At 41.0% G+C, this 21,660-nt stretch carries 15 protein-coding genes; 12 read left to right on the top strand and 3 right to left on the bottom strand.

Features of this window, described 5'->3' with window-relative positions; all coding sequences use genetic code 11:
• Positions 1 to 75: 75 nt before the first annotated feature.
• The 9 genes from M1G01_RS04210 to M1G01_RS04170 all read left to right on the top strand — a co-directional run bounded on the left by M1G01_RS04210 (position 76) and on the right by M1G01_RS04170 (position 15,459).
• Positions 76 to 639, top strand: a complete 564-nt coding sequence (locus tag M1G01_RS04210; protein WP_008278047.1) for an HAD-IA family hydrolase — start codon at positions 76 to 78, stop codon at positions 637 to 639.
• Positions 640 to 652: 13 nt separating this feature from the next.
• Complete coding sequence (gyrB, locus tag M1G01_RS04205; RefSeq protein WP_000134075.1) at positions 653 to 2,599, top strand: DNA topoisomerase (ATP-hydrolyzing) subunit B; 1,947 nt, start codon at positions 653 to 655, stop codon at positions 2,597 to 2,599.
• An 80-nt stretch (positions 2,600 to 2,679) separates the two neighbouring features.
• Positions 2,680 to 4,407 (top strand): septation ring formation regulator EzrA, encoded by a 1,728-nt coding sequence (ezrA, locus tag M1G01_RS04200; RefSeq protein WP_200370189.1) that lies wholly within the window; start codon positions 2,680 to 2,682, stop codon positions 4,405 to 4,407.
• Between the two features lie 102 nt (positions 4,408 to 4,509).
• Complete coding sequence (pgdA, locus tag M1G01_RS04195; RefSeq protein WP_025171118.1) at positions 4,510 to 5,901, top strand: peptidoglycan-N-acetylglucosamine deacetylase PgdA; 1,392 nt, start codon at positions 4,510 to 4,512, stop codon at positions 5,899 to 5,901.
• Between the two features lie 79 nt (positions 5,902 to 5,980).
• Entirely contained in the window at positions 5,981 to 6,823 is an 843-nt protein-coding gene (locus tag M1G01_RS04190) for an aldo/keto reductase (protein ID WP_247931237.1), read from the top strand.
• 289 nt (positions 6,824 to 7,112) lie between these two features.
• Entirely contained in the window at positions 7,113 to 11,624 is a 4,512-nt protein-coding gene (locus M1G01_RS04185; protein WP_247931236.1) for a S8 family serine peptidase, read from the top strand.
• 321 nt (positions 11,625 to 11,945) lie between these two features.
• A complete protein-coding gene (gene glyQ / locus M1G01_RS04180) occupies positions 11,946 to 12,863 on the top strand; it encodes a glycine--tRNA ligase subunit alpha (protein WP_000038733.1) in 918 nt (305 codons plus the stop codon).
• Between the two features lie 260 nt (positions 12,864 to 13,123).
• Positions 13,124 to 15,160: a glycine--tRNA ligase subunit beta gene (glyS, locus tag M1G01_RS04175; RefSeq protein WP_247931235.1), complete on the top strand. Its 2,037-nt coding sequence runs from the start codon at positions 13,124 to 13,126 to the stop codon at positions 15,158 to 15,160.
• Positions 15,161 to 15,201: 41 nt separating this feature from the next.
• Complete coding sequence (locus M1G01_RS04170) at positions 15,202 to 15,459, top strand: DUF896 family protein (RefSeq protein WP_000371290.1); 258 nt, start codon at positions 15,202 to 15,204, stop codon at positions 15,457 to 15,459.
• Between the two features lie 84 nt (positions 15,460 to 15,543).
• On the opposite strand, the gene M1G01_RS04165 is transcribed toward M1G01_RS04170, so the two are convergent.
• The 3 genes from M1G01_RS04165 to M1G01_RS04155 are packed head-to-tail and all read right to left on the bottom strand — an operon-like array spanning position 15,544 to position 18,359.
• A complete protein-coding gene (locus M1G01_RS04165) occupies positions 15,544 to 16,788 on the bottom strand; it encodes an NAD(P)H-dependent oxidoreductase (RefSeq protein WP_000673672.1) in 1,245 nt (414 codons plus the stop codon).
• Positions 16,789 to 16,805: 17 nt separating this feature from the next.
• Positions 16,806 to 17,411 (bottom strand): NADPH-dependent FMN reductase, encoded by a 606-nt coding sequence (locus M1G01_RS04160; RefSeq protein WP_000915932.1) that lies wholly within the window; start codon positions 17,409 to 17,411, stop codon positions 16,806 to 16,808.
• Between the two features lie 18 nt (positions 17,412 to 17,429).
• Entirely contained in the window at positions 17,430 to 18,359 is a 930-nt protein-coding gene (locus M1G01_RS04155; protein WP_282184869.1) for an FAD:protein FMN transferase, read from the bottom strand.
• 307 nt (positions 18,360 to 18,666) lie between these two features.
• On the opposite strand from M1G01_RS04155, the gene nox reads away from it, so the two are divergent.
• The 3 genes from nox (at position 18,667) to pdxT (ending at position 21,654) form a co-directional block, all read left to right on the top strand.
• Positions 18,667 to 20,046, top strand: coding sequence for a H2O-forming NADH oxidase (gene nox, locus M1G01_RS04150; RefSeq protein WP_000036762.1), 1,380 nt, complete (start codon positions 18,667 to 18,669; stop codon positions 20,044 to 20,046).
• A 150-nt stretch (positions 20,047 to 20,196) separates the two neighbouring features.
• Positions 20,197 to 21,072 (top strand): pyridoxal 5'-phosphate synthase lyase subunit PdxS, encoded by an 876-nt coding sequence (gene pdxS, locus M1G01_RS04145; RefSeq protein WP_180833071.1) that lies wholly within the window; start codon positions 20,197 to 20,199, stop codon positions 21,070 to 21,072.
• Positions 21,073 to 21,654 (top strand): pyridoxal 5'-phosphate synthase glutaminase subunit PdxT, encoded by a 582-nt coding sequence (pdxT, locus tag M1G01_RS04140; RefSeq protein WP_180833072.1) that lies wholly within the window; start codon positions 21,073 to 21,075, stop codon positions 21,652 to 21,654.
• The last annotated feature ends 6 nt before the right edge of the window (positions 21,655 to 21,660 follow it).

Genomic DNA, 21,660 nt, shown 5'->3' with positions numbered 1-21,660 from the left:
CTCTATAGAAATTATAGAGCCGAAAAATCTAGGAAATCATCGCTTTTTTCATAAAAAAATGGTATAATGAAGGGTATGAAATATCACGACTATATATGGGATTTAGGTGGTACCCTATTGGATAATTATGAGACTTCTACTGCAGCCTTTGTAGAAACCTTAGCCCAATATGGAATAGAGCAAGAACACGACCGTGTCTACGAAGCCTTGAAGGTTTCGACAGCTTTTGCCATCGAGAAGTTTGCACCAGATATCGAGGATTTTTTAGAGAACTACAAAGAAAATGAAGCGCGTGAGCTAGAACATCCAGTTTTGTTTGAGGGAATTCCAGAATTACTCAAAGACATTTCGGACAAGGGTGGTCGCCATTTCTTAGTTTCTCATCGAAATGACCAAGTGCTAGAACTTCTTGCTAAGACCCAGATAGCGAACTACTTCACCGAGGTGGTGACTGCCAGTTCTGGCTTTAAACGGAAACCAGATCCTGAGTCCATGATTTATTTACGTGATAAATATCATATTACATCTGGTTTGGTCATTGGTGACAGAAATATTGATGTAGAAGCAGGTAAAGCTGCTGGCTTAGATGCCTATCTTTTTAATAACGTTGCGACATTGAGACAAGCAATAGACATGTAAGAAAAGGGAAAAAATGACAGAAGAAATCAAAAATCAACAGGCACAGGATTATGATGCCAGTCAAATTCAAGTTTTGGAGGGACTTGAAGCTGTTCGTATGCGTCCAGGTATGTATATTGGATCGACTTCAAAAGAAGGTCTTCACCATCTAGTATGGGAAATCGTTGATAACTCAATTGACGAAGCCCTAGCTGGATTTGCCAGTCACATCCAAGTCTTTATAGAGCCTGATAATTCCATCACCGTTGTGGATGATGGGCGTGGAATTCCTGTTGATATTCAGGAAAAAACAGGACGTCCCGCTGTTGAGACCGTCTTTACAGTTCTTCACGCTGGAGGAAAATTCGGCGGTGGCGGATACAAGGTTTCAGGTGGATTGCACGGTGTAGGTTCATCAGTAGTAAACGCTCTTTCAACTCAACTAGATGTTCATGTCCATAAAAACGGTAAGATTCATTACCAAGAATACCGTCGTGGTCATGTTGTTGCTGATCTTGAGGTGGTTGGAGATACGGATAAAACGGGAACAACAGTTCACTTCACACCAGATCCAGAGATTTTTACAGAAACAACAACTTTTGACTTTGAAAAATTAAACAAACGTATTCAAGAACTAGCCTTTTTGAACCGAGGTCTTCGAATCTCCATCACAGATAAGCGTGAAGGTCTCGAACAGACTAAACAATACCACTATGAGGGTGGGATTGCTAGCTACGTTGAATATATCAACGAGAACAAGGATGTTATCTTTGATACACCAATCTACACAGACGGTGAGATGGATGATATCACAGTTGAAGTAGCCATGCAGTACACAACCGGTTACCACGAAAACGTCATGAGTTTCGCCAATAACATTCACACCCATGAAGGTGGTACGCATGAGCAAGGTTTCCGTACAGCGCTGACACGTGTTATCAATGATTATGCTCGTAAGAATAAGCTACTAAAAGACAATGAAGATAACCTAACAGGGGAAGATGTCCGTGAAGGCTTGACTGCAGTTATCTCAGTTAAGCATCCAAACCCGCAGTTTGAAGGACAAACCAAGACCAAACTGGGGAATAGTGAAGTGGTCAAGATCACCAATCGCCTCTTCAGCGATGCCTTCTCTGATTTCCTTATGGAAAATCCACAGATCGCCAAGCGTATCGTGGAAAAAGGAATCTTGGCTGCCAAGGCTCGTGTAGCTGCCAAGCGTGCGCGTGAAGTCACACGCAAGAAATCTGGCTTGGAAATTTCCAATTTGCCAGGAAAACTAGCAGACTGTTCTTCTAACAACCCTGCTGAAACCGAACTCTTCATCGTCGAAGGAGACTCAGCTGGTGGATCAGCCAAATCTGGTCGTAACCGTGAGTTCCAGGCTATCCTTCCAATTCGTGGTAAGATCTTGAACGTTGAAAAGGCTAGTATGGATAAAATCCTTGCCAACGAAGAAATTCGGAGCCTTTTCACAGCCATGGGAACAGGATTTGGTGCAGAATTTGATGTTACTAAGGCTCGTTACCAAAAACTCGTTTTGATGACCGATGCCGATGTTGATGGAGCCCACATTCGAACACTCCTGCTAACCTTGATTTACCGCTACATGAAACCAATCTTAGAGGCTGGTTATGTCTACATTGCCCAACCACCGATTTATGGGGTTAAAGTTGGAAGTGAGATCAAAGAATACATTCAACCTGGTGCAGATCAAGAAATTAAACTCCAAGAAGCCTTAGCACGTCATAGTGAAGGGCGTTCAAAACCAACCATCCAACGTTATAAAGGTTTGGGAGAAATGGATGACCACCAATTGTGGGAAACAACCATGGATCCAGAACATCGCTTGATGGCGCGTGTTTCGGTAGATGATGCTGCCGAAGCAGATAAGATCTTTGATATGTTGATGGGGGACCGAGTAGAACCTCGTCGCGAATTCATCGAAGAAAACGCTGTTTACAGTACACTTGACGTCTAAAAAATGTGGGAAATAGTTCCCTTGGTTTAAAAAATATGATATAATCATTACGATTGTTTCTAGTATAAAAGGAGTTTGATATGTCTAATGGACAACTAATTTATCTAATGGTTGCGATTGCAGTCATTCTGATCTTAGCTTATGTAACAGCTATCTTTTTACGTAAGCGTAATGTAAGCAGATTAACGGCCCTTGAAGAAAGAAAAGAAGAACTCTACAACCTTCCTGTAAATGATGAGGTTGAAGCCGTTAAAAACATGCACTTGATTGGTCAAAGTCAGGTGACCTTCCGTGAATGGAATCAAAAATGGGTTGATTTATCTCTGAACTCATTTGCTGATATTGAAAATCACCTCTTTGAAGCTGAAAGCTACAATAATTCTTTCCGTTTCTTTAAAGCAGCTCACAAGATTGATCAAATTGAAAGCCAAATCGGCTTGATTGAAGAAGATATTGCAGCTATTCGCAATGCCCTTTCTGAACTCGAAAAACAAGAATCTAAGAATAGTGGCCGTGTTCTTCATGCTTTGGACTTGTTTGAAACACTCCAGCACACTGTTGCAGAAAACTCAGAAAAATATGGGAAAGCCCTTCCTGAGATTGAGAAACAATTGGAAAACATCCAATCTGAATTCTCTCAATTTGTTACCCTAAATTCATCAGGTGACCCGGTTGAAGCCGCAGCAATTCTTGATTCAACTGAAAATCATATTCTTGCTTTGACACATATCGTTGAGCGAATTCCAGCTCTTGTTGAAACCTTGACAAAAGAACTGCCAGAACAATTGGCAGATTTGGAAGAAGGCTATCGCAAGCTGTTGGATGCCAACTACCACTTTACAGAAACAGATATTGAGTCTCGTTTCCAACTTTTGCATGAATCTCTGAAAAATAATCAAGAAAATATTCGTCAGTTGGAATTGGACAATGCAGAGTATGAAAATAATCGCATCCAAGAAGAAATCAATGCGCTTTATGATATTTTCACTCGTGAAATTGCAGCTCAAAAAGTAGTTGAAAGTCTTCTTGCTACATTACCAACTTATCTCAACCACTTGAAAGAAAATAATCAGGTGCTTGTTCAAGATCTTGAACGCTTGACTAAAACCTACCTTCTTCCTGAAAGTGATGGAAATCATGTTCGTCGTCTTCAAGCAGAATTGGCTGCACTTGATACGGCAATCATGGAAGTGACAGAGGATCAAGGTGAGTCAACACAAGCCTACTCTGCTCTTGAAGAACAGTTGGAAATGCTTCAAAGCAACCTCAAGGATATAGAGGATGAGCAAATCTCTGTTAGCGAACGACTTGCGCAAATTGAAAAAGACGACCTCAATGCTCGCCAAAAAGCAAATGTCTATGTGAACCGTTTGCATACTATCAAACGTTACATGGAGAAGAGAAACTTGCCAGGTATTCCTCAAAGTTTCTTGAAACTTTTCTTTACTGCAAGTCATAACACAGAAGATTTGATGGCAGAGTTAGAACAACCACAAGTGAATATTGAATCGGTTAAACGAATTCTTGAAGTCGCAACAAATGATATGGAAGCACTTGAAACAGAAACCTATGACATCGTTCAATATGCAACCTTGACGGAGCAACTCTTGCAATACTCAAACCGTTACCGTTCATTCGATGAGCGTATCCAAGAGGCCTTCAACGAAGCGCTTGAAATTTTTGAAAAAGAGTTTGACTACCAGGCGTCATTTGAAAAAATTTCACAAGCCTTGGAAGTTGCTGAACCAGGAGTCACAAACCGTTTTGTAACTTCATATGAGAAAACACGTGAAACGATTCGTTTCTAAACGAGAAGCTTAGATATTTCTAAGCTTTTTTATTTTTCTAAAAAGAAATCAGAATTCTTGTTTATCATTGAAATAATAGCCTCGATTTGATATGATGGAAATATGAAAAAAAATAGAGCGAAACGTGTTTCTCACGATAAAACGAGAAGGCTATTGCTTTCCCTTGTTGGAATCTTAGGAATTGCTACGATTCTATTAGGAAGTGCTATTGGTTATAAGCTACTACAAAAGCAATCTTACGAACAAAAAATTGAAGCGCTAAAAAGCGAAAAGGACCAGCAATTCAACTCAGGTAGTCAGAAGGACCATTTCCGAAAAGGTCAAGCTGAGGTGATTGCCTACTACCCTCTGCAAGGAGAGGAAGTCATTGCGTCTGTTAGAGAAAAAATCAACCAGGATATTAAAGAAAAGCTGGAAGATAAAGAGGACTTGGTCTTTTATTATAGTGAGCAATTGGATCCCGTCTTAAAGGGAGTTGTTGCTCGTAATATCAGCAAGCAAGTCTACGATTTGTCTGCATCAAAGGTTGAAGAAAAAGAAAAGACTTCTTTAGGGAAAATTTTCTTGACCGAAGATGGGAAAGCTTTTGACCTCAGTAAACTCTTCAAAGATGCAAGTAAGGCTAAGGAACTCTTACTGAGTCAAATCAAATCAACTCTAGAAGATAAGAAACTTGACCAGGCAAAAATTGATCAAGTTATAAAGAGCTTCACAGACCAAGAATTGACATCTTGGAGTTTTGATTATAAGGATAGTCAAATCATCCTTTATCCTGCTAATCCTAGAGAGACTGTTGAGGAAATTGCCTTACCAATATCCAGTTTCTTTGATGTCATTGAGTCCTCTTATCTATTAGAAAAAGATGCTGAACTTTACCAAGCATACTTTGCTAAGAAAAATAAAAAAGTTGTAGCCTTGACTTTTGACGATGGTCCAAATCCAACTACAACCACGCAGGCTTTGGATACTTTAGCTAAATATGGTGTAAAAGCAACCTTCTTTGTACTTGGTAAAAATATTGCAGGTAATGAAAATCTTCTAAAACGAATGAAATCAGAAGGTCATGTTGTAGGAAACCACAGCTGGAGTCATCCCGTTCTTTCACAACTTTCGCTCGAAGATGCTAAAAAGCAAATCACTGATACAGAAGATTTGTTAACCCAAGTTCTAGGTTCGAGTTCTAAACTCATGCGCCCACCTTATGGTGCCATCACTGATGATATTCGAAACGGCCTTGATTTAAGCTTCATCATGTGGGACGTGGATAGTTTGGACTGGAAGAGTAAAAACGAGACAGCCATTTTGACAGAGATTCAACGTCAGGTTCGCAATGGTTCCATCATCCTCATGCATGATATCCATGGTCCTTCTGTTAATTCTCTACCAAGTGTTATTGAGTATTTAAAGGGTGAAGGGTATACATTTGTGACCGTTCCTGAATTGCTCAATTCTCGCTTAAAAGCTCACGAGATCTATTACGATCGTGATCAATAATCTTCAAAATCTAAAGAGACATGCCTCTGTTAATCGGGTTTTGTTTCTTTAGATTTTCTTCACATAGAAAGGAAAAACGATGAAATCTTACACACTTAATAATGGAGTTTCAATTCCTGTACTAGGATTTGGAACATGGAAAGCTGAAAATGGAGAAGTAGCCTACCAAGCCGTTTTAGAAGCCTTAAAGGCTGGTTATCGTCATATCGATACTGCAGCTATCTATAAAAATGAGGAGAGCGTTGGCCGTGCTATTCGAGATAGCGGTCTACCAAGACAAGAAATTTTTGTAACGACCAAACTCTGGAATACCAATCACAGCTATGATGAAGCACGCCAAGCATTTGAAGAATCAATGGAAAAACTGGGATTGGACTATCTAGATTTGTACCTTATCCATTGGCCAAATCCAAAACCACTAAGAGAAAATGGCGAATGGAAAACTCGCAATGCTGAAGTCTGGAGAGCTATGGAGGATCTTTACCAAGAAGGCAAAATCCGTGCTATCGGCGTTAGTAATTTCCTTCCTCATCATTTGGATGCCTTACTTGAGAAAGCAAGAATCATCCCTACGGTCAATCAGGTACGCTTGGCACCAGGAGTTTATCAAGAGGAAGTGGTTGACTACTGTAAAGAGAAAGGAATTCTCTTAGAGGCTTGGGGACCTTTTGGCCAAGGAGAGTTGTTTGAACAGAAAGAAGTCCAAGAAATTGCTGCTAAGCATGGGAAATCAGTGGCTCAAATTGCCTTGGCTTGGAGTTTGGCAGAAGGCTTTTTACCTCTACCTAAGTCAGTGACAGCCTCTCGCATCCAGAGCAATCTTGACTGTTTTGGAATTGAACTCAGCAAAGACGAGCGAGAAATCTTAAAGACAATTTCAGTGACTTCGGGCGCACCTCGTGTGGATGAGATGGATTTTTAGTTTGTAAAATCTATTTATACCGAAATAACAAAGACTAGGAATTTTAAATCCTAGTCTTTTTGTGTATAAAAAATCTAAATTGTTTGTATAATAAAATAATTTTATGGATTGAAATATAGGAACGAATTTAGAAAATATTGGTTTGATAGAACAAATAACACGAATGATAAAATTAAATAAGTAAAATATATACGTAAATATTACATTTTTGTGACAATTCAGATTTTTATGAAAATTTATGATTATTTGCGTTATAATAGGTATACTTTAAAGAAAAAGGAGATTATTTATGAATAGACGACAACGTTTTTCATTGCGGAAATACAAATTTGGTCTTGCTTCAGTTTTACTAGGAACTGCTTTGGTTTTTGGAGCAAGTCAAGTCAGTGCCAACGAGCAAAGTACAGGTGAAAATCAAGCCCAAACTCAGGCAATCAAGACAGAACTAAAAGACGATAAACACTCAAACTCTACGACTGACTTAACTACCACTAATGGGATAGCTCCAGTAGTTGGAGAGAGACAAGAAGTTGAAACTTCTAAAGAGGATGCTAGTAAACAAGATGCTAAGGTAGAAGCTCTGGTTGATAAAACTGCTGAATCCCAAGAATCAGGAAAAGATAGCGCAGTTGCAAAAGAAGAAAATCAAGGTGTCGTCCAAAAAGAAACAACAGTCGCTACCAGTCCAGCGCCTGCTACTGAGAAGTCCTCTACCATAGAGAAAAAAGAGGCTCCAGCAACGACAGCTCCTAAAACTACTGGAGAAACAGCAACTACTGAAAAAGAACAAGAAAAAGCTGAGTCTGCAAAACCCAATAGTCTTTCAAGCAATGATATCATCACAGTACCGAAAACTTGGAAGGCTGGTTACAAGGGGACGGGGACCGTTGTTGCCATTATTGACTCTGGGCTTGATTTGAATCATGAGGTTCTTCGAATTTCGGACCCGTCAAAAGCAAAATTTAAAAACAAGGAAGCCATTGAAGCAGCTAAAAAGGCTGCTGGAATCGATTACGGTAAATGGTATAGCGATAAGGTTGTCTATGCCTATGACTACTTTGACGGAACAGATAAAATCAAAGAAGCAGAAAGAACTTCTCATGGGATGCACGTAACAGGGATTGCAGCTGGAAATCCTGATAAAGAAGCACCGAATGGCGAAAAAGTTTATGGTGTGGCGCCAGAAGCCCAAGTCATGTTTATGCGTGTCTTTTCAGATCGCCAAAAAACGACCAGTTCTGCCCTTTATGTAAAGGCGATTGATGATGCAGTTGCCTTAGGAGCAGATGCCATTAATATGAGTTTGGGTTCTAGTACAGGTTCTATGGTGGATGCTGGTTCTGATATCGTTGATGCCATTAAACGGGCTCGTGCCAAGGGAGTTTCTGTTCTTATCTCAGCAGGAAATAGCAATACATTCGGAAATGGTTATTCAAAACCGCTAGCTGAAAACCCAGACTATGGCTTGGTTGGAAATCCATCCACTGTTGAGGATTCGATTTCAGTTGCTTCTGTCAACAATAAAACATTGACAACAGCCGTTTTTGAAGTTAAAGGTCTAGAGGGAAATGCCGGTCTTCATAACGGAAAATTTGATTATAATCAACCTGAAGCAGATAAGGACTTTGAAAAAGGAAAAGAGTATGAATACGTTGAAGCAGGGTTAGGTCGTGAAGAAGACTTTGCGAAGTTGGATTTAACTGGGAAACTTGCCCTCATTCAGCGTGGAACCATGAACTTTTCAGAGAAGATCAAAAATGCACGAAAACACGGTGCAGTTGGTGCTTTGATCTACAATAATGTAGAAGGAGCAAACATCAATATGGCTATTGATGATGAAGCAAAGAAAATTCCTTCTGTATTTATTTCTAAACAGTATGGTGAAGCCTTAAAATCAGGAAACTACAAGATTGTTTTTAATGACAAGATGGATAATCGCCCTTCTAATGTAGCCAATCAGTTATCTGACTTTTCAAGTTGGGGAGTGACTACCGATGGACAATTGAAACCAGACGTGACAGCTCCTGGTGGCAATATCTACTCATCCTTTAACGACAATACCTATGGTAGTATCAGCGGAACCAGTATGGCGGCTCCTCACGTTACGGGTGTTGCCGTTCTGGTTAAGGAATACCTTCAAAAACACCATCCAGAATTGACTCCTGAGCAAGTATCAGAGACTGTCAAGGCCTTGATCATGTCAACTGCAAAACCACATGTTAATAAGGAAACAGGCACTTATACCTCTCCTCGTCAGCAAGGTTCTGGTATTGTGGATACAGCTGCTGCAGTGTCAACAGACCTCTATGTAACGGGTGAAAATGGTTATCCAAGCGTGACATTAGGAAATGTTGGAGATCAATTTACTTTCAAGGTCACTGTACACAATATTTCAGATACTGACCGTACTCTCAAGATGGTAGTGAATACCAATACAGATGATGTCCAAGATGGGAAATTCACCCTTCGACCTCGAAAACTAACGGAGACAGTCTGGCCTGAAGTGACGGTCAAAGCCCACAGCAGTCAAACAGTTACCGTTAAAGTAGATGCCAGAAAATTTGCTGATCAACTCAGCAAACAAATGCCAAATGGCTATTTCCTTGAAGGGTTCGTTCGCTTTGTAGATCCAGCAGATGATGGGGATATTGTGAGTCTTGCATTTATGGGCTTCCGAGGTGAATTCCAAAATCTTCCTGCTGTCGAAAAACCAATTTACAACCTTGTTCGAGAAGGAAAAAATGGATTTTACACAGAAGTAGACAAGGGAAATCCTGCCGTTAACTACTCTAATGATGCCACCTATCTCGCAACTTTGCAAAATGACCTTCTAGTTTCTCAAGGTCAACGCCAAGGACGACGAATTACCGTTCTTGGAATCGAACAAAATGCTGAAGGGAAGCATGTTCTTCAGTTGGACGAAAAAGGGAATGTCCGTATTGCTATTTCTCCAAACGATGATGGAAACAAAGACCTAGTTGAATACAAAACGGTTGCTTTGAGAAATCTTGTAAATCTTCGGGCTACAGTTTATGCGGCTACGGATACCAAGCATGAACATCCTATTTGGGAGGGCGATGCAAAGGATCTTCGTAAGAATTATTTTGATGGTGACAGTAGAAATCTGAAGAGTTATATTCTAGATAATACAGCTTGGAGAGGTCAGGATTTTAATGGTAATACCGTTGCGGATGGTTTATATGACTATGTTATCAGTTATACACCAGACGTTCCAGGAGCAAAAGAACAATACACGACCTTTAAAATTCAAATTGATACTCAAAAACCTGTCATCACAAGTGGTTATATTCGTTTTAAAGATGGAAGCCAAGAATTCGTAGCTCGCAAACCAAAAGACGTTGGTCAAGGTGGTATCCTTTCAGAAAAAGTCTTCTACCTCACACCATTTGACCAAAAAGGGACCATGGTTCTAACTGGAAAGGACCAGTCTGGAACGCGTGCGTTTGAAAATACCCATCTGATTAAGGCCAATGCTGATGGTAGTTATACACTTCCTAAGGATGTTGACAAGGCTAATATTTACTATCTTGTAGAGGACTATGCAGGGAATGTAGACTATATCTCGCTTGCTGAACTTGTGCGCGATCAAAATAGTGGTCGAGTGAAAATCGCCTTGAAGGATGCGAAAACAAACCAAGATATTGATACCCTATACGTCTATCGAATCAAAAATAGCAAGGGACAATATGTCGATGTCGACAAGTCAAAAGCGATTCATTTCTTACAGTTTGGTCATTATACGGCAGAAATTTTCAGTTATGACCGAACAGAATTGAAATTTATCAGTGCCTTGTCCCAAGAGTTTGACCTGACGGAAGAAAATAGTTTCCAAACCATTACCTTCCTAGCAAATCTCCTAGAGTATGCTCCGGTATCTGTTTCCTTCAATCAAGCCGTTCCAAAGACGACTACAGTAGTTCTGAAAGGAGAAGATGGGACAAGTATCACTCTTCCTGCTGAAAAATACGGTCACTACGCCTTTGGTAAGAAAGTTGCTACAGGCCGTTATACTGTACAAGTCACCTTGCCAACTGGATATGAACTCCTTGAAGATCTCGTTTCATTACTCGTTCAGCCAGGTCGAAATAATGCTTTGCGTCTATCTGTGGTGTCTAAGTTGGCCTTGCTTGCTGTGGTAAATCAACAAAAAGAACTAGTAGAAACATCTCGTTACTTTAATAGTAGTGCGGATAAGAAAAGAGCTTATGATCAAGCTTTCCAAGTGGCGCAGTCAGCCTTGTCAAGCAAATTGAAGCAAGAATTGATTGATGGAGTTCTCGCTAGTCTTGAAGCTGCTGGTAAGGCTTTGGATGGAAAAGATTCGAACGTCGCAGCCTTAAAAGAAGCCATGAAAGCTTACTATGCAACGACGAAAACTGGACGATATGCCAATGCCAAGGAAAAAGTACGTCGAGCTTATGATCGTGCCTTCCAAGAAATTGCTTTACTCGCTGTGGACCCTAAAGTCAAACAGGATCAAATTGACCAATCTCTCATTGCTCTAGCAACAGCTAAAAGTAAACTGAATGGCAAGGCAACAGACTTCTCTAGTCTAAAGAAACTGGTCAAGGATGAACGTCTTTTCCAAGAAAAGAATGCGAGATTTATCTACGCAGATAAGAAAGAAAAAGCTGCTTATCTTCTAGCCTTTAAAGAAGCTCAGGAACTCTTGAATGATCCAGGAGCGAGCCAAGAAGATGTCAAAGATGCCATTACAGCATTGAAACAAGCCAAGAGAAATCTACATGGCAAAAAACCAAAAGCAAGAAGACATCCTTAAACAGGAGTTTCTGAAGCTTTACTGATAAATGAGTCTGGAACTTTGTTTTCAGACTCTTTTTTGGTTTACACTAGCTAGAAAATCTGCTATAATACTAGTTAGGAAAGAAAGTCTTATGGCGTTCTTCAGCGAGCTTGGGATAGTGGGAGCCAAGTAGGACAAGGTAAGAAACTGGCGCTTTCTGTCGTATTTTTAAAAACAATGAAGTAATAAATTAGGGTGGAACCGCGTTTCAGACGCCCCTAGGTCACTTGACTTAGGAGCAAAGACACGGTTCTTTTTGTATCCAAAGTCTCAAGAATTAATAACAAGGAGTAAAACATGTCCAAAAAATTAACATTTCAAGAAATTATTTTGACTTTGCAACAATTTTGGAATGACCAAGGTTGTATGCTTATGCAGGCTTATGATAATGAAAAAGGTGCGGGTACCATGAGTCCCTACACCTTCCTTCGTGCTATCGGACCTGAGCCATGGAATGCGGCTTATGTAGAGCCATCACGTCGTCCTGCTGACGGTCGTTACGGGGAAAACCCTAACCGTCTTTACCAACACCACCAATTCCAAGTGGTTATGAAGCCATCTCCATCAAATATCCAGGAACTTTACCTTGAGTCTTTGGAAAAATTGGGTATCAATCCTTTGGAACACGATATTCGTTTCGTTGAGGATAACTGGGAAAATCCATCGACTGGATCTGCAGGTCTCGGTTGGGAAGTTTGGCTTGATGGGATGGAAATCACTCAGTTCACTTACTTCCAACAAGTTGGTGGATTGGCAACTGGCCCTGTGACTGCGGAAGTTACCTATGGTTTGGAACGCTTGGCTTCTTATATTCAGGAAGTGGATTCTGTCTATGATATCGAGTGGGCCGATGGTGTAAAATACGGAGAAATCTTTATCCAGCCTGAGTACGAGCACTCAAAATATTCGTTTGAAATTTCGGACCAAGAAATGTTGTTGGAAAACTTTGATAAGTTTGAAAAAGAAGCAGGACGCGCTTTGGAGGAAGGCTTGGTTCACCCTGCCTATGACTATGTTCTCAAATGTTCACACACATTTAACCTGCTTGACGCGCGTGGTGCCGTATCTGTAACTGAGCGCGCAGGCTATATCGCCCGTATCCGTAACCTGGCCCGTGTCGTAGCCAAAACCTTTGTCGCAGAACGCAAACGCCTAGGTTACCCACTTTTGGATGAAGCAACACGAGCTAAACTCCTAGCAGAAGATGCAGAATAGTAAGTAATACTGTGATCTAAAATCGTTAAAGGCAAGTCGAAGACTTGCTAAAGGGATATGCACCGCCGTACTGTTATGTGGGGATTTTTGAAACCTTGGGTTCAAAAATCAGTCAGCTAAATCCACTTTGATGAGACTGTTGGAAATCTTAGTTTATTTGGTATAAGATTTCCTTACAGACTCACAAAAGTTAGTTAGCGACATCCCCAGTACCTAAGGGGCATATCAAAAAAGATTGAAGAAAATGTAAAGGAAAAAACATGACAAAAAACTTATTAGTAGAACTCGGTCTTGAAGAGTTACCAGCCTATGTGGTAACTCCAAGTGAAAAACAACTAGGTGAAAAAATGGCAGCCTTCCTCAAAGAAAATCGTCTTTCCTTTGAAGCCATTCAAACCTTCTCAACACCACGTCGTTTGGCTGTTCGTGTGACTGGGCTTGCAGACAAGCAATCTGATTTGACAGAAGATTTCAAGGGTCCAGCAAAGAAAATTGCCTTGGATAGTGCTGGAAACTTCACCAAAGCAGCTCAAGGATTTGTCCGTGGGAAAGGCTTGACAGTTGAAGATATTGAATTCCGTGAAATCAAAGGTGAAGAATATGTCTATGTTACCAAGGAAGAAGTGGGGCAACCAGTTGAAGCCATTGTTCCAGGTGTAGTAGACGTCTTGAAGTCACTAACTTTCCCTGTCAGCATGCACTGGGCTAATAACACCTTTGAATATATCCGCCCTGTACACACTTTAACTGTTCTTTTAGATGAAGAAGAATTTGACTTGGATTTCCTTGATATCAAGGGCGGTCGTGTGAGCCGTGGCCATCGTTTCTTGGGACAAGAAACTAAGATTCAGTCAGCATTGAGCTATGAAGAAGATCTTCGTAAGCAGTTTGTAATTGCGGATCCTCGTGAACGTGAGCAAATGATTGTTGACCAAATAAAGGCAATCGAAGCTGAACATGACGTACGTATCGAAATTGATGCTGACTTGCTGAACGAAGTCTTGAACTTGGTTGAATACCCAACTGCCTTTATGGGAAGTTTTGATGCCAAATACCTTGAAGTTCCAGAAGAAGTCTTGGTGACTTCGATGAAAGAACACCAACGTTACTTTGTTGTTCGTGATCAAGACGGTAAACTTCTACCAAACTTCATTTCAGTTCGTAACGGAAACGCAGAGCATTTGGAAAATGTCATCAAAGGAAATGAAAAAGTCTTGGTAGCCCGCTTGGAAGACGGAGAATTCTTCTGGCGTGAAGACCAAAAATTGGTCATTTCTGACCTTGTCGAAAAATTAAACAATGTCACCTTCCACGAAAAGATTGGTTCCCTTCGTGAACACATGATTCGTACAGGGCAGATTGCCATTCTCTTGGCAGAAAAAGCTGGTTTGTCAGTGGATGAAACAGTTGACCTAGCTCGTGCAGCAGCTATTTACAAGTTTGACTTGTTGACGGGTATGGTTGGTGAGTTTGATGAGCTCCAAGGTATTATGGGTGAAAAATATGCCCTTCTTGCTGGTGAAACTCCAGCAGTTGCAGCTGCTATTCGTGAACACTACATGCCGACAGCTGCCGAAGGCGAACTTCCAGAGAGTAAGGTAGGAGCCATTCTAGCCATTGCAGACAAATTGGATACGATTTTGAGTTTCTTCTCAGTAGGTTTGATTCCATCAGGTTCTAATGACCCTTATGCCCTTCGTCGTGCGACCCAAGGTGTGGTTCGTATCTTGGATGCCTTTGGTTGGCACATTGCTATGGATGAGCTGATCGATAGCCTTTACAGTTTGAAATTTGATAGCTTGACTTATGCAAATAAAGCAGAAGTCATGGACTTTATCAAGGCTCGTGTTGATAAGATGATGGGTTCTACTCCAAAAGATATCAAGGAAGCAGTTCTTGCAAGTTCAAACTTTGTTGTGGCAGATATGCTGGAAGTAGCAAGTGCTCTTGTCGAAGCAAGTAAGAAAGAAGACTTCAAACCATCTGTCGAATCCCTCTCTCGTGCTTTCAACTTGGCTGAAAAAGCCGAAGGAACTGATACTGTTGATCCTGCTCTCTTTGAGAATGAAGAAGAGAAAGCCTTGGCAGAAGCCGTAGAATCACTTGTTTTGTCAGGGACTGTAAGTCAGCAATTAGAACAACTCTTTGCGCTTAGCCCAGTTATTGATGCTTTCTTTGAAAATACCATGGTAATGGCTGAAGATCAGACTGTTCGACAAAATCGTTTGGCAATCTTGTCGCAACTAACCAAGAAAGCAGCTAAGCTCGCACGTTTTAACCAAATCAATACTAAATAAACTCAGTCAAACGGACTGTATCTTATCACAAAGGAGAAGAAATGGATCCGAAAAAAATCGCTCGCATCAACGAGCTTGCCAAAAAGAAAAAAACAGAAGGCTTAACTTCTGCTGAAAAAGTGGAACAAGCTAAACTTCGTGAGGAGTACATCGAAGGCTATCGTCGCTCTGTTCGTCACCACATTGAAGGAATTAAAATTGTGGACGAGGAAGGAAATGATGTCACACCAGAAAAACTACGCCAAGTACAACGTGAAAAAGGGTTACACGGCCGTAGTATAGATGATCCTAACTCATAAAATGTAAGGGGTTTGTAGATGATTTACAAGCCCCTTTTCTTTTGCAATAAAAAAGAAGGAGCCAAATGGCTCCTTTTTGGTTTCTTAGTTGCTTGCACCAGAAGTAGCATCAGCGTCACCACCGTGGCCTCCAGCATCACCTGAATCAGAAGCACCAGAAGTAGCATCGGCGTCTCCATGACCTCCAGCTGCAGGAGCAAATGGTCCGCTACCACCCACCAAACGTTGACCAGTCTCTTTTAGGTACCAGTCAAGCCATGGTTGGAAGTTAAAGACGATTTCATTGATTCCAGCGTATGATCCATCAGGATAGTACATTGCTTGGTAGTTGTGTGTGTTGATGACACCTGCAGGAGAACCTGGAACGATCGTACGGACGTATTCTTGGTTTCCGTTGCGAAGTGTTCCGATAACCCACTCTACATTCTTCATACGTGCTGGTGGAAGAGAACCATGAACAGTCGACATACGGCTACCTGATTGAGGTGGTACACGTTTAGCAAACATGGTGTCTGGATCTTGGTGAGCGTTGTTATAGTAGAGGAATTGGTTGTTGTCGTCAGCGTATGTCAATTCAAATGGCATAGCTTTCAAGAACATATCAATTTGGTTAACTGTCAGGATACCGTGGTCCAATTTGACATAGGTATCACCAGAAACAGCACCAGTGATTGCTGCAACTTTTTCTACCCATTCTGGATCGTCAGGATCAACTTCTGTAATGGTTGTAGCAATTGGTTTTCCACAATCCAAGTCTTCTGGTTCGATTGGTTTTGGTTTTTTCAATTTCGAAACGACTCCTACGTATTTAACAAAGTTATCTAAGCAAGTTTCAAGGAATTTAACAGTTCCTTCGTTGGTGATGTTTCCATTGTTATCAAAAGCTTCTTTGGCTTTACCAAGAAGGAATTCATTACCTGGTAATGTGTAGGCATTGACACCTGGAGCGTCAAGGATCTTACGAAGGTGAACTTGGGCACGTGAAGTTCCTTGGTCGTAGTATGATGCACCCACAATCATAACAGGTTTGTTTTCAAATGGATGAACTTCGTATGAAAGCCATTCAAGAACAGATTTGAGAGAAGCTGAGATAGTGTGGTTGTGCTCAGGAGTGGCGATAATGACACCATCAGCACGTGTAATCTTGTTGTACAAGAATCGCAATTGGAAGCTTTCGTCCCATTTTTCGTCTTGGTTAAACATTGGAACTTCGTCGATTTCAAGGACTTCTAATTCAAATTTGAATTTAAAATTACGACGGATAAATTCCAAGAGTTTGCGGTTATATGATTGATCGTAGTTTGATCCAACAAGTCCAACAAATTTCATTCTTTCGGTCTCCTATCTTACAAATTTTCCCAGTCGAATTCTTCAGCATCTTTGCGAAGCAATTCTTGTGCATTGCGCAATTTCTCAGTAATCTTCACAAAGATACGGAAGTCATCAAAGATGGCATCCAATTTCTTGATAACATCAAGGTCAACCAAGTCACCACTTGGGTTAAATGATTGAAGAGAGTGAGAAAGCAAGAATTCATCTGGTAGAACATTTGCCTTAATTTCAGGAGCGTTCAAAATTTGACGAAGTTGCAATTGGGCACGAGATGAACCAAGTGTACCGTATGAAGCACCAGTAATCATGATTGGTTTGTTCAAAAGTGGGTAGATACCATAAGATAGCCAAGCAAGAGCGCTCATCAAAACTGCAGGGATAGAGTGGTCGTACTCAGGGGTACCGATGATGACACCATCGGATGCTTCAATTTTAGCTGCAATTTCAAGAATGTCAGCAGGAAGTTGCTTATCTGCTGGTTTGTTGAAAACAGGGATATCCTTGATTTCAACGAGTTCAATTTCAGCTTTATCAGCAAAGTGTTTTTGCATGTATTGGAGCAATTGGCGGTTTGTAGAACGTTTAGAGTTCGTTCCAACAATGGCAATAAGTTTTAGCATGAGATTTCCTTTCTCTTTTTACATAATACAATTTTGAAGGCCTGAAGAACAAGCAAGGCGTCCTTCTTTGTCGATGAGGATGGCTTCAATACCATCTATACTTTCGACTTGCCAGAGGATAGAAGCGCTTCGCTCTCCGAAAAGGCGTGTTGTCCATATCTCACCATCAACGGATTTATCAGAGATAATCGTTAGGCTAGCGAGATCGGTTTCGACAGGGAATCCTGTCTTACTATCAAAGATATGGTGATAGTCTTTTCCATCTACTGTCAGGTGGCGTTCATAGATACCTGAAGTGACAACGGATTTGTTAGAAGCAGGAATGGTTAGGAGATGATTGCCACGAGGATTTCGCGGATCTTGAATCCCAATCTGCCAGGCTTTCCCTTCTTTGGCTTGGTTATTCCCGATGGTGAGGATATTTCCTCCGAGATTGATCAAGGCAGAGGTGACACCGTGTGCTTTTAAATACTGGGCAACCTTATCTGCACTATAGCCCTTAGCTAAACAACCTAAATCAAGCTTCATTCCTTTCTTCTCTAAAAAGACAGTAGAGCTAGTCGGATCCAACTTGATAAAATGCGGGTCAACTAGAGGCAAGACAGCTTCGATTTCTTTAGAGTCTGGAAGCCGTGCATCTGCAAATCCGATTCGCCAGGTTTGAATCAAGGGACCAATACTGATATTGAGATGGCTAGATGGAGCTAGGCTATGCTCCAGTCCAAGAGCAATCAGTTCAAATAGGTCAGGATGAACCTTAACAGGTGCAATTCCAGCCTGGTAGTTGATTTCCATCAGTTCGGATTCTTGACTATTGGCGTTAAAACGGTATTCGAGTTCCTTGAGCAAATCAAAGGCTCCTTGAAGTAGGCAATCAGCCTGTTCATCTACTAATGAAATCGTGATAGTTGTTCCCATTAGCCGTTCAGAACGTGAATGAAGAGGCAAGCTACCAGCTCCTTTCTCTTTATAGGAAATCATTCAATATAAGGTCGTTAAAGAAAAATTAAACCCCTTACATTTTCTCTCCATGTATCTAGCATATCATAAAGTCAGCGTTTTCACAAATGAATTTTGACAAAAAGTCAAGAAATATGCTCAAAATTAATATGAAAACGATAGAAAAATTAGATTTATCAATGTTAAGTGTATTTTTTTCTGAAAAAAAGAGAATTCTGAGCAAATGCCTTGTAAACGCTAACAGTAAATGATATACTAGGAAGGTAAATCAAAAATTAAAGGTAGGAATTTTTCTATGAGTAAAATTGTTGTAGTTGGTGCTAACCACGCTGGTACAGCTTGTATTAATACCATGTTGGACAACTTCGGACATGAGAACGAAATCGTAGTGTTTGACCAAAACTCAAATATTTCATTCCTTGGTTGTGGAATGGCGCTTTGGATCGGGGAACAAATTGATGGCCCAGAAGGCCTCTTCTACTCTGATAAAGAAAAATTGGAAGCAAAAGGTGCTAAAGTTTACATGAACTCACCAGTTCTTTCAATTGACTACGATAACAAAGTTGTGACTGCAGAAGTTGAAGGAAAAGAGCACAAAGAGTCTTATGATAAATTGATCTTTGCAACTGGTTCAACTCCAATCTTGCCTCCAATCGAAGGTGTTGAAATCGTTAAGGGCAACCGCGAATTCAAAGCGACTCTTGAAAATGTACAATTTGTTAAATTGTACCAGAACGCTGAAGAAGTTATTGAAAAACTTGAAGACAAGAGCAAACACCTTGAGCGCATTGCCGTTGTTGGTGGTGGTTACATCGGTGTAGAACTTGCCGAAGCTTTCGAGCGTCTTGGAAAAGAAGTAGTGCTTGTCGATATCGTAGACACTGTCTTGAACGGCTACTATGACAAAGACTTCACTCAAATGATGGCGAAGAACTTGGAAGACCACAACATCCGCTTGGCTCTTGGTCAAACAGTTAAAGCCATCCAAGGTGATGGTAAAGTTGAACGCTTGGTAACAGACAAAGAAACATTTGATGTAGATATGGTGGTTCTTGCTGTTGGTTTCCGTCCAAATACAGCTCTTGCTGACGGTAAGATTGAACTCTTCCGCAATGGTGCCTTCCTTGTAGATAAGAAACAAGAAACATCTATCCCAGGTGTATACGCTGTTGGTGACTGTGCAACTGTTTATGACAATGCACGTAAAGATACAAGCTACATCGCTCTTGCATCTAACGCTGTACGTACTGGTATCGTTGGTGCTTATAACGCTTGTGGACATGAATTGGAAGGAATCGGAGTTCAAGGATCAAACGGTATTTCAATCTACGGTCTTCACATGGTTTCAACTGGTTTGACTCTTGAAAAAGCCAAAGCTGCAGGCTATAATGCAACTGAAACTGGATTTAACGATCTTCAAAAACCAGAATTTATCAAACATGACAACCACGAAGTTGCCATCAAGATTGTCTTTGACAAAGACAGCCGCGAAATCCTTGGTGCGCAAATGGTTTCACACGATTCTGCTATCAGCATGGGAATCCACATGTTCTCACTTGCTATCCAAGAGCATGTAACCATTGATAAATTGGCTTTGACAGACCTATTCTTCTTGCCACATTTCAACAAACCATACAACTACATTACAATGGCTGCACTTACAGCTGAAAAATAACAATAGCTGAGCTATCTGGCCTTAAATTAAGGTCAGATAGTTTTTTACATTACTGTACCCAGACAATCATCCTTTTTCTATCTTGTACTTCATTCTAATCTGGCTTAAAATGAAATAGTAGCTACCAATACAAATGATGAGGATTAAGAAATGACTGAAAATCGTTATGAACTAAATAAAAACTTGGCGCAGATGCTTAAGGGCGGTGTTATCATGGATGTGCAGAACCCTGAACAGGCTCGTATCGCAGAGGCTGCTGGTGCGACAGCTGTCATGGCCTTGGAGCGAATTCCAGCTGATATTCGTGCAGCTGGTGGGGTTTCCCGTATGAGTGATCCAAAGATGATTAAGGAAATCCAAGAAGCTGTCAGCATTCCAGTGATGGCCAAGGTCAGAATCGGGCATTTTGTTGAAGCTCAGATTTTAGAGGCTATTGAGATTGACTATATCGATGAGAGTGAAGTGCTTTCTCCAGCTGATGACCGTTTCCATGTGGACAAGAAAGAATTCCAAGTTCCTTTTGTCTGTGGAGCTAAGGATTTGGGTGAAGCCTTGCGTCGTATCGCTGAAGGAGCTTCTATGATTCGGACAAAAGGAGAACCGGGTACAGGTGATATCGTTCAAGCCGTTCGCCATATGCGTATGATGAATCAGGAAATTCGCCGCATTCAAAATCTACGCGAAGATGAACTTTATGTGGCTGCCAAGGACTTGCAAGTCCCTGTAGAATTGGTCCAATACGTCCATGAACATGGAAAATTGCCAGTTGTAAACTTCGCAGCTGGAGGTGTTGCAACACCAGCAGATGCTGCGCTGATGATGCAATTGGGGGCAGAGGGTGTCTTTGTTGGTTCAGGTATTTTCAAATCAGGCGACCCTGTTAAACGAGCAAGTGCTATTGTTAAGGCCGTAACCAACTACCAAAATCCCCAAATTCTGGCTCAAATCTCTGAAGATCTAGGGGAAGCCATGGTTGGTATCAATGAGAATGAAATCCAAATTCTTATGGCTGAGCGAGGAAAATAGATGAAAATCGGAATACTAGCCTTGCAAGGCGCCTTTGCAGAACATGAAAAAGTGCTAGATAAACTAGGAGTCGCTAGTGTCCAAATCAGAAATTTGCATGATTTTCAACAACATCAGAGTGACTTGGTGGGTTTGATATTACCTGGCGGTGAGTCTACAACCATGGGCAAGCTCTTGCGCGACCAGAACATGCTGCTTCCCATCCGAGAAGCCATTCTATCTGGATTACCCGTTTTTGGGACCTGTGCGGGTTTGATTTTGCTGGCTAAGGAAATCACTTCTCAGGAAGAAAGTCATCTTGGAACCATGGATATAGTGGTTGAGCGCAATGCTTATGGGCGCCAACTAGGAAGTTTCTATACAGAGGCAGAATGTAAGGGAGTTGGTCAGATTCCCATGACTTTTATCCGTGGACCGATTATCAGCAGTGTTGGAGAGGGTGTGGAAGTTTTAGCAACAGTTGATGATCAAATCGTTGCAGCCCAAGAAAAAAATATGCTGGTAACTTCTTTTCATCCAGAATTGACAGATGATGTTGGCTTGCACCAGTATTTTATCAATATGTGTAAAGAAAAAAGTTGAGAAAAA

Source organism: Streptococcus oralis (assembly GCF_023110055.1).
GTDB classification, from domain to species: domain Bacteria; phylum Bacillota; class Bacilli; order Lactobacillales; family Streptococcaceae; genus Streptococcus; species Streptococcus oralis_BY.
This window is presented reverse-complemented; position numbering and strand designations above follow the sequence as displayed.

Coding starts and splice junctions, on each gene's coding strand:
- M1G01_RS04210 (WP_008278047.1), top strand. CDS start 76: ATGAAATATCACGACTATATATGGGATTTAGGTGGTACCCTATTGGAT.
- gyrB (WP_000134075.1), top strand. CDS start 653: ATGACAGAAGAAATCAAAAATCAACAGGCACAGGATTATGATGCCAGT.
- ezrA (WP_200370189.1), top strand. CDS start 2,680: ATGTCTAATGGACAACTAATTTATCTAATGGTTGCGATTGCAGTCATT.
- pgdA (WP_025171118.1), top strand. CDS start 4,510: ATGAAAAAAAATAGAGCGAAACGTGTTTCTCACGATAAAACGAGAAGG.
- M1G01_RS04190 (WP_247931237.1), top strand. CDS start 5,981: ATGAAATCTTACACACTTAATAATGGAGTTTCAATTCCTGTACTAGGA.
- M1G01_RS04185 (WP_247931236.1), top strand. CDS start 7,113: ATGAATAGACGACAACGTTTTTCATTGCGGAAATACAAATTTGGTCTT.
- glyQ (WP_000038733.1), top strand. CDS start 11,946: ATGTCCAAAAAATTAACATTTCAAGAAATTATTTTGACTTTGCAACAA.
- glyS (WP_247931235.1), top strand. CDS start 13,124: ATGACAAAAAACTTATTAGTAGAACTCGGTCTTGAAGAGTTACCAGCC.
- M1G01_RS04170 (WP_000371290.1), top strand. CDS start 15,202: ATGGATCCGAAAAAAATCGCTCGCATCAACGAGCTTGCCAAAAAGAAA.
- M1G01_RS04165 (WP_000673672.1), bottom strand. CDS start 16,788: ATGAAATTTGTTGGACTTGTTGGATCAAACTACGATCAATCATATAAC.
- M1G01_RS04160 (WP_000915932.1), bottom strand. CDS start 17,411: ATGCTAAAACTTATTGCCATTGTTGGAACGAACTCTAAACGTTCTACA.
- nox (WP_000036762.1), top strand. CDS start 18,667: ATGAGTAAAATTGTTGTAGTTGGTGCTAACCACGCTGGTACAGCTTGT.
- pdxS (WP_180833071.1), top strand. CDS start 20,197: ATGACTGAAAATCGTTATGAACTAAATAAAAACTTGGCGCAGATGCTT.
- pdxT (WP_180833072.1), top strand. CDS start 21,073: ATGAAAATCGGAATACTAGCCTTGCAAGGCGCCTTTGCAGAACATGAA.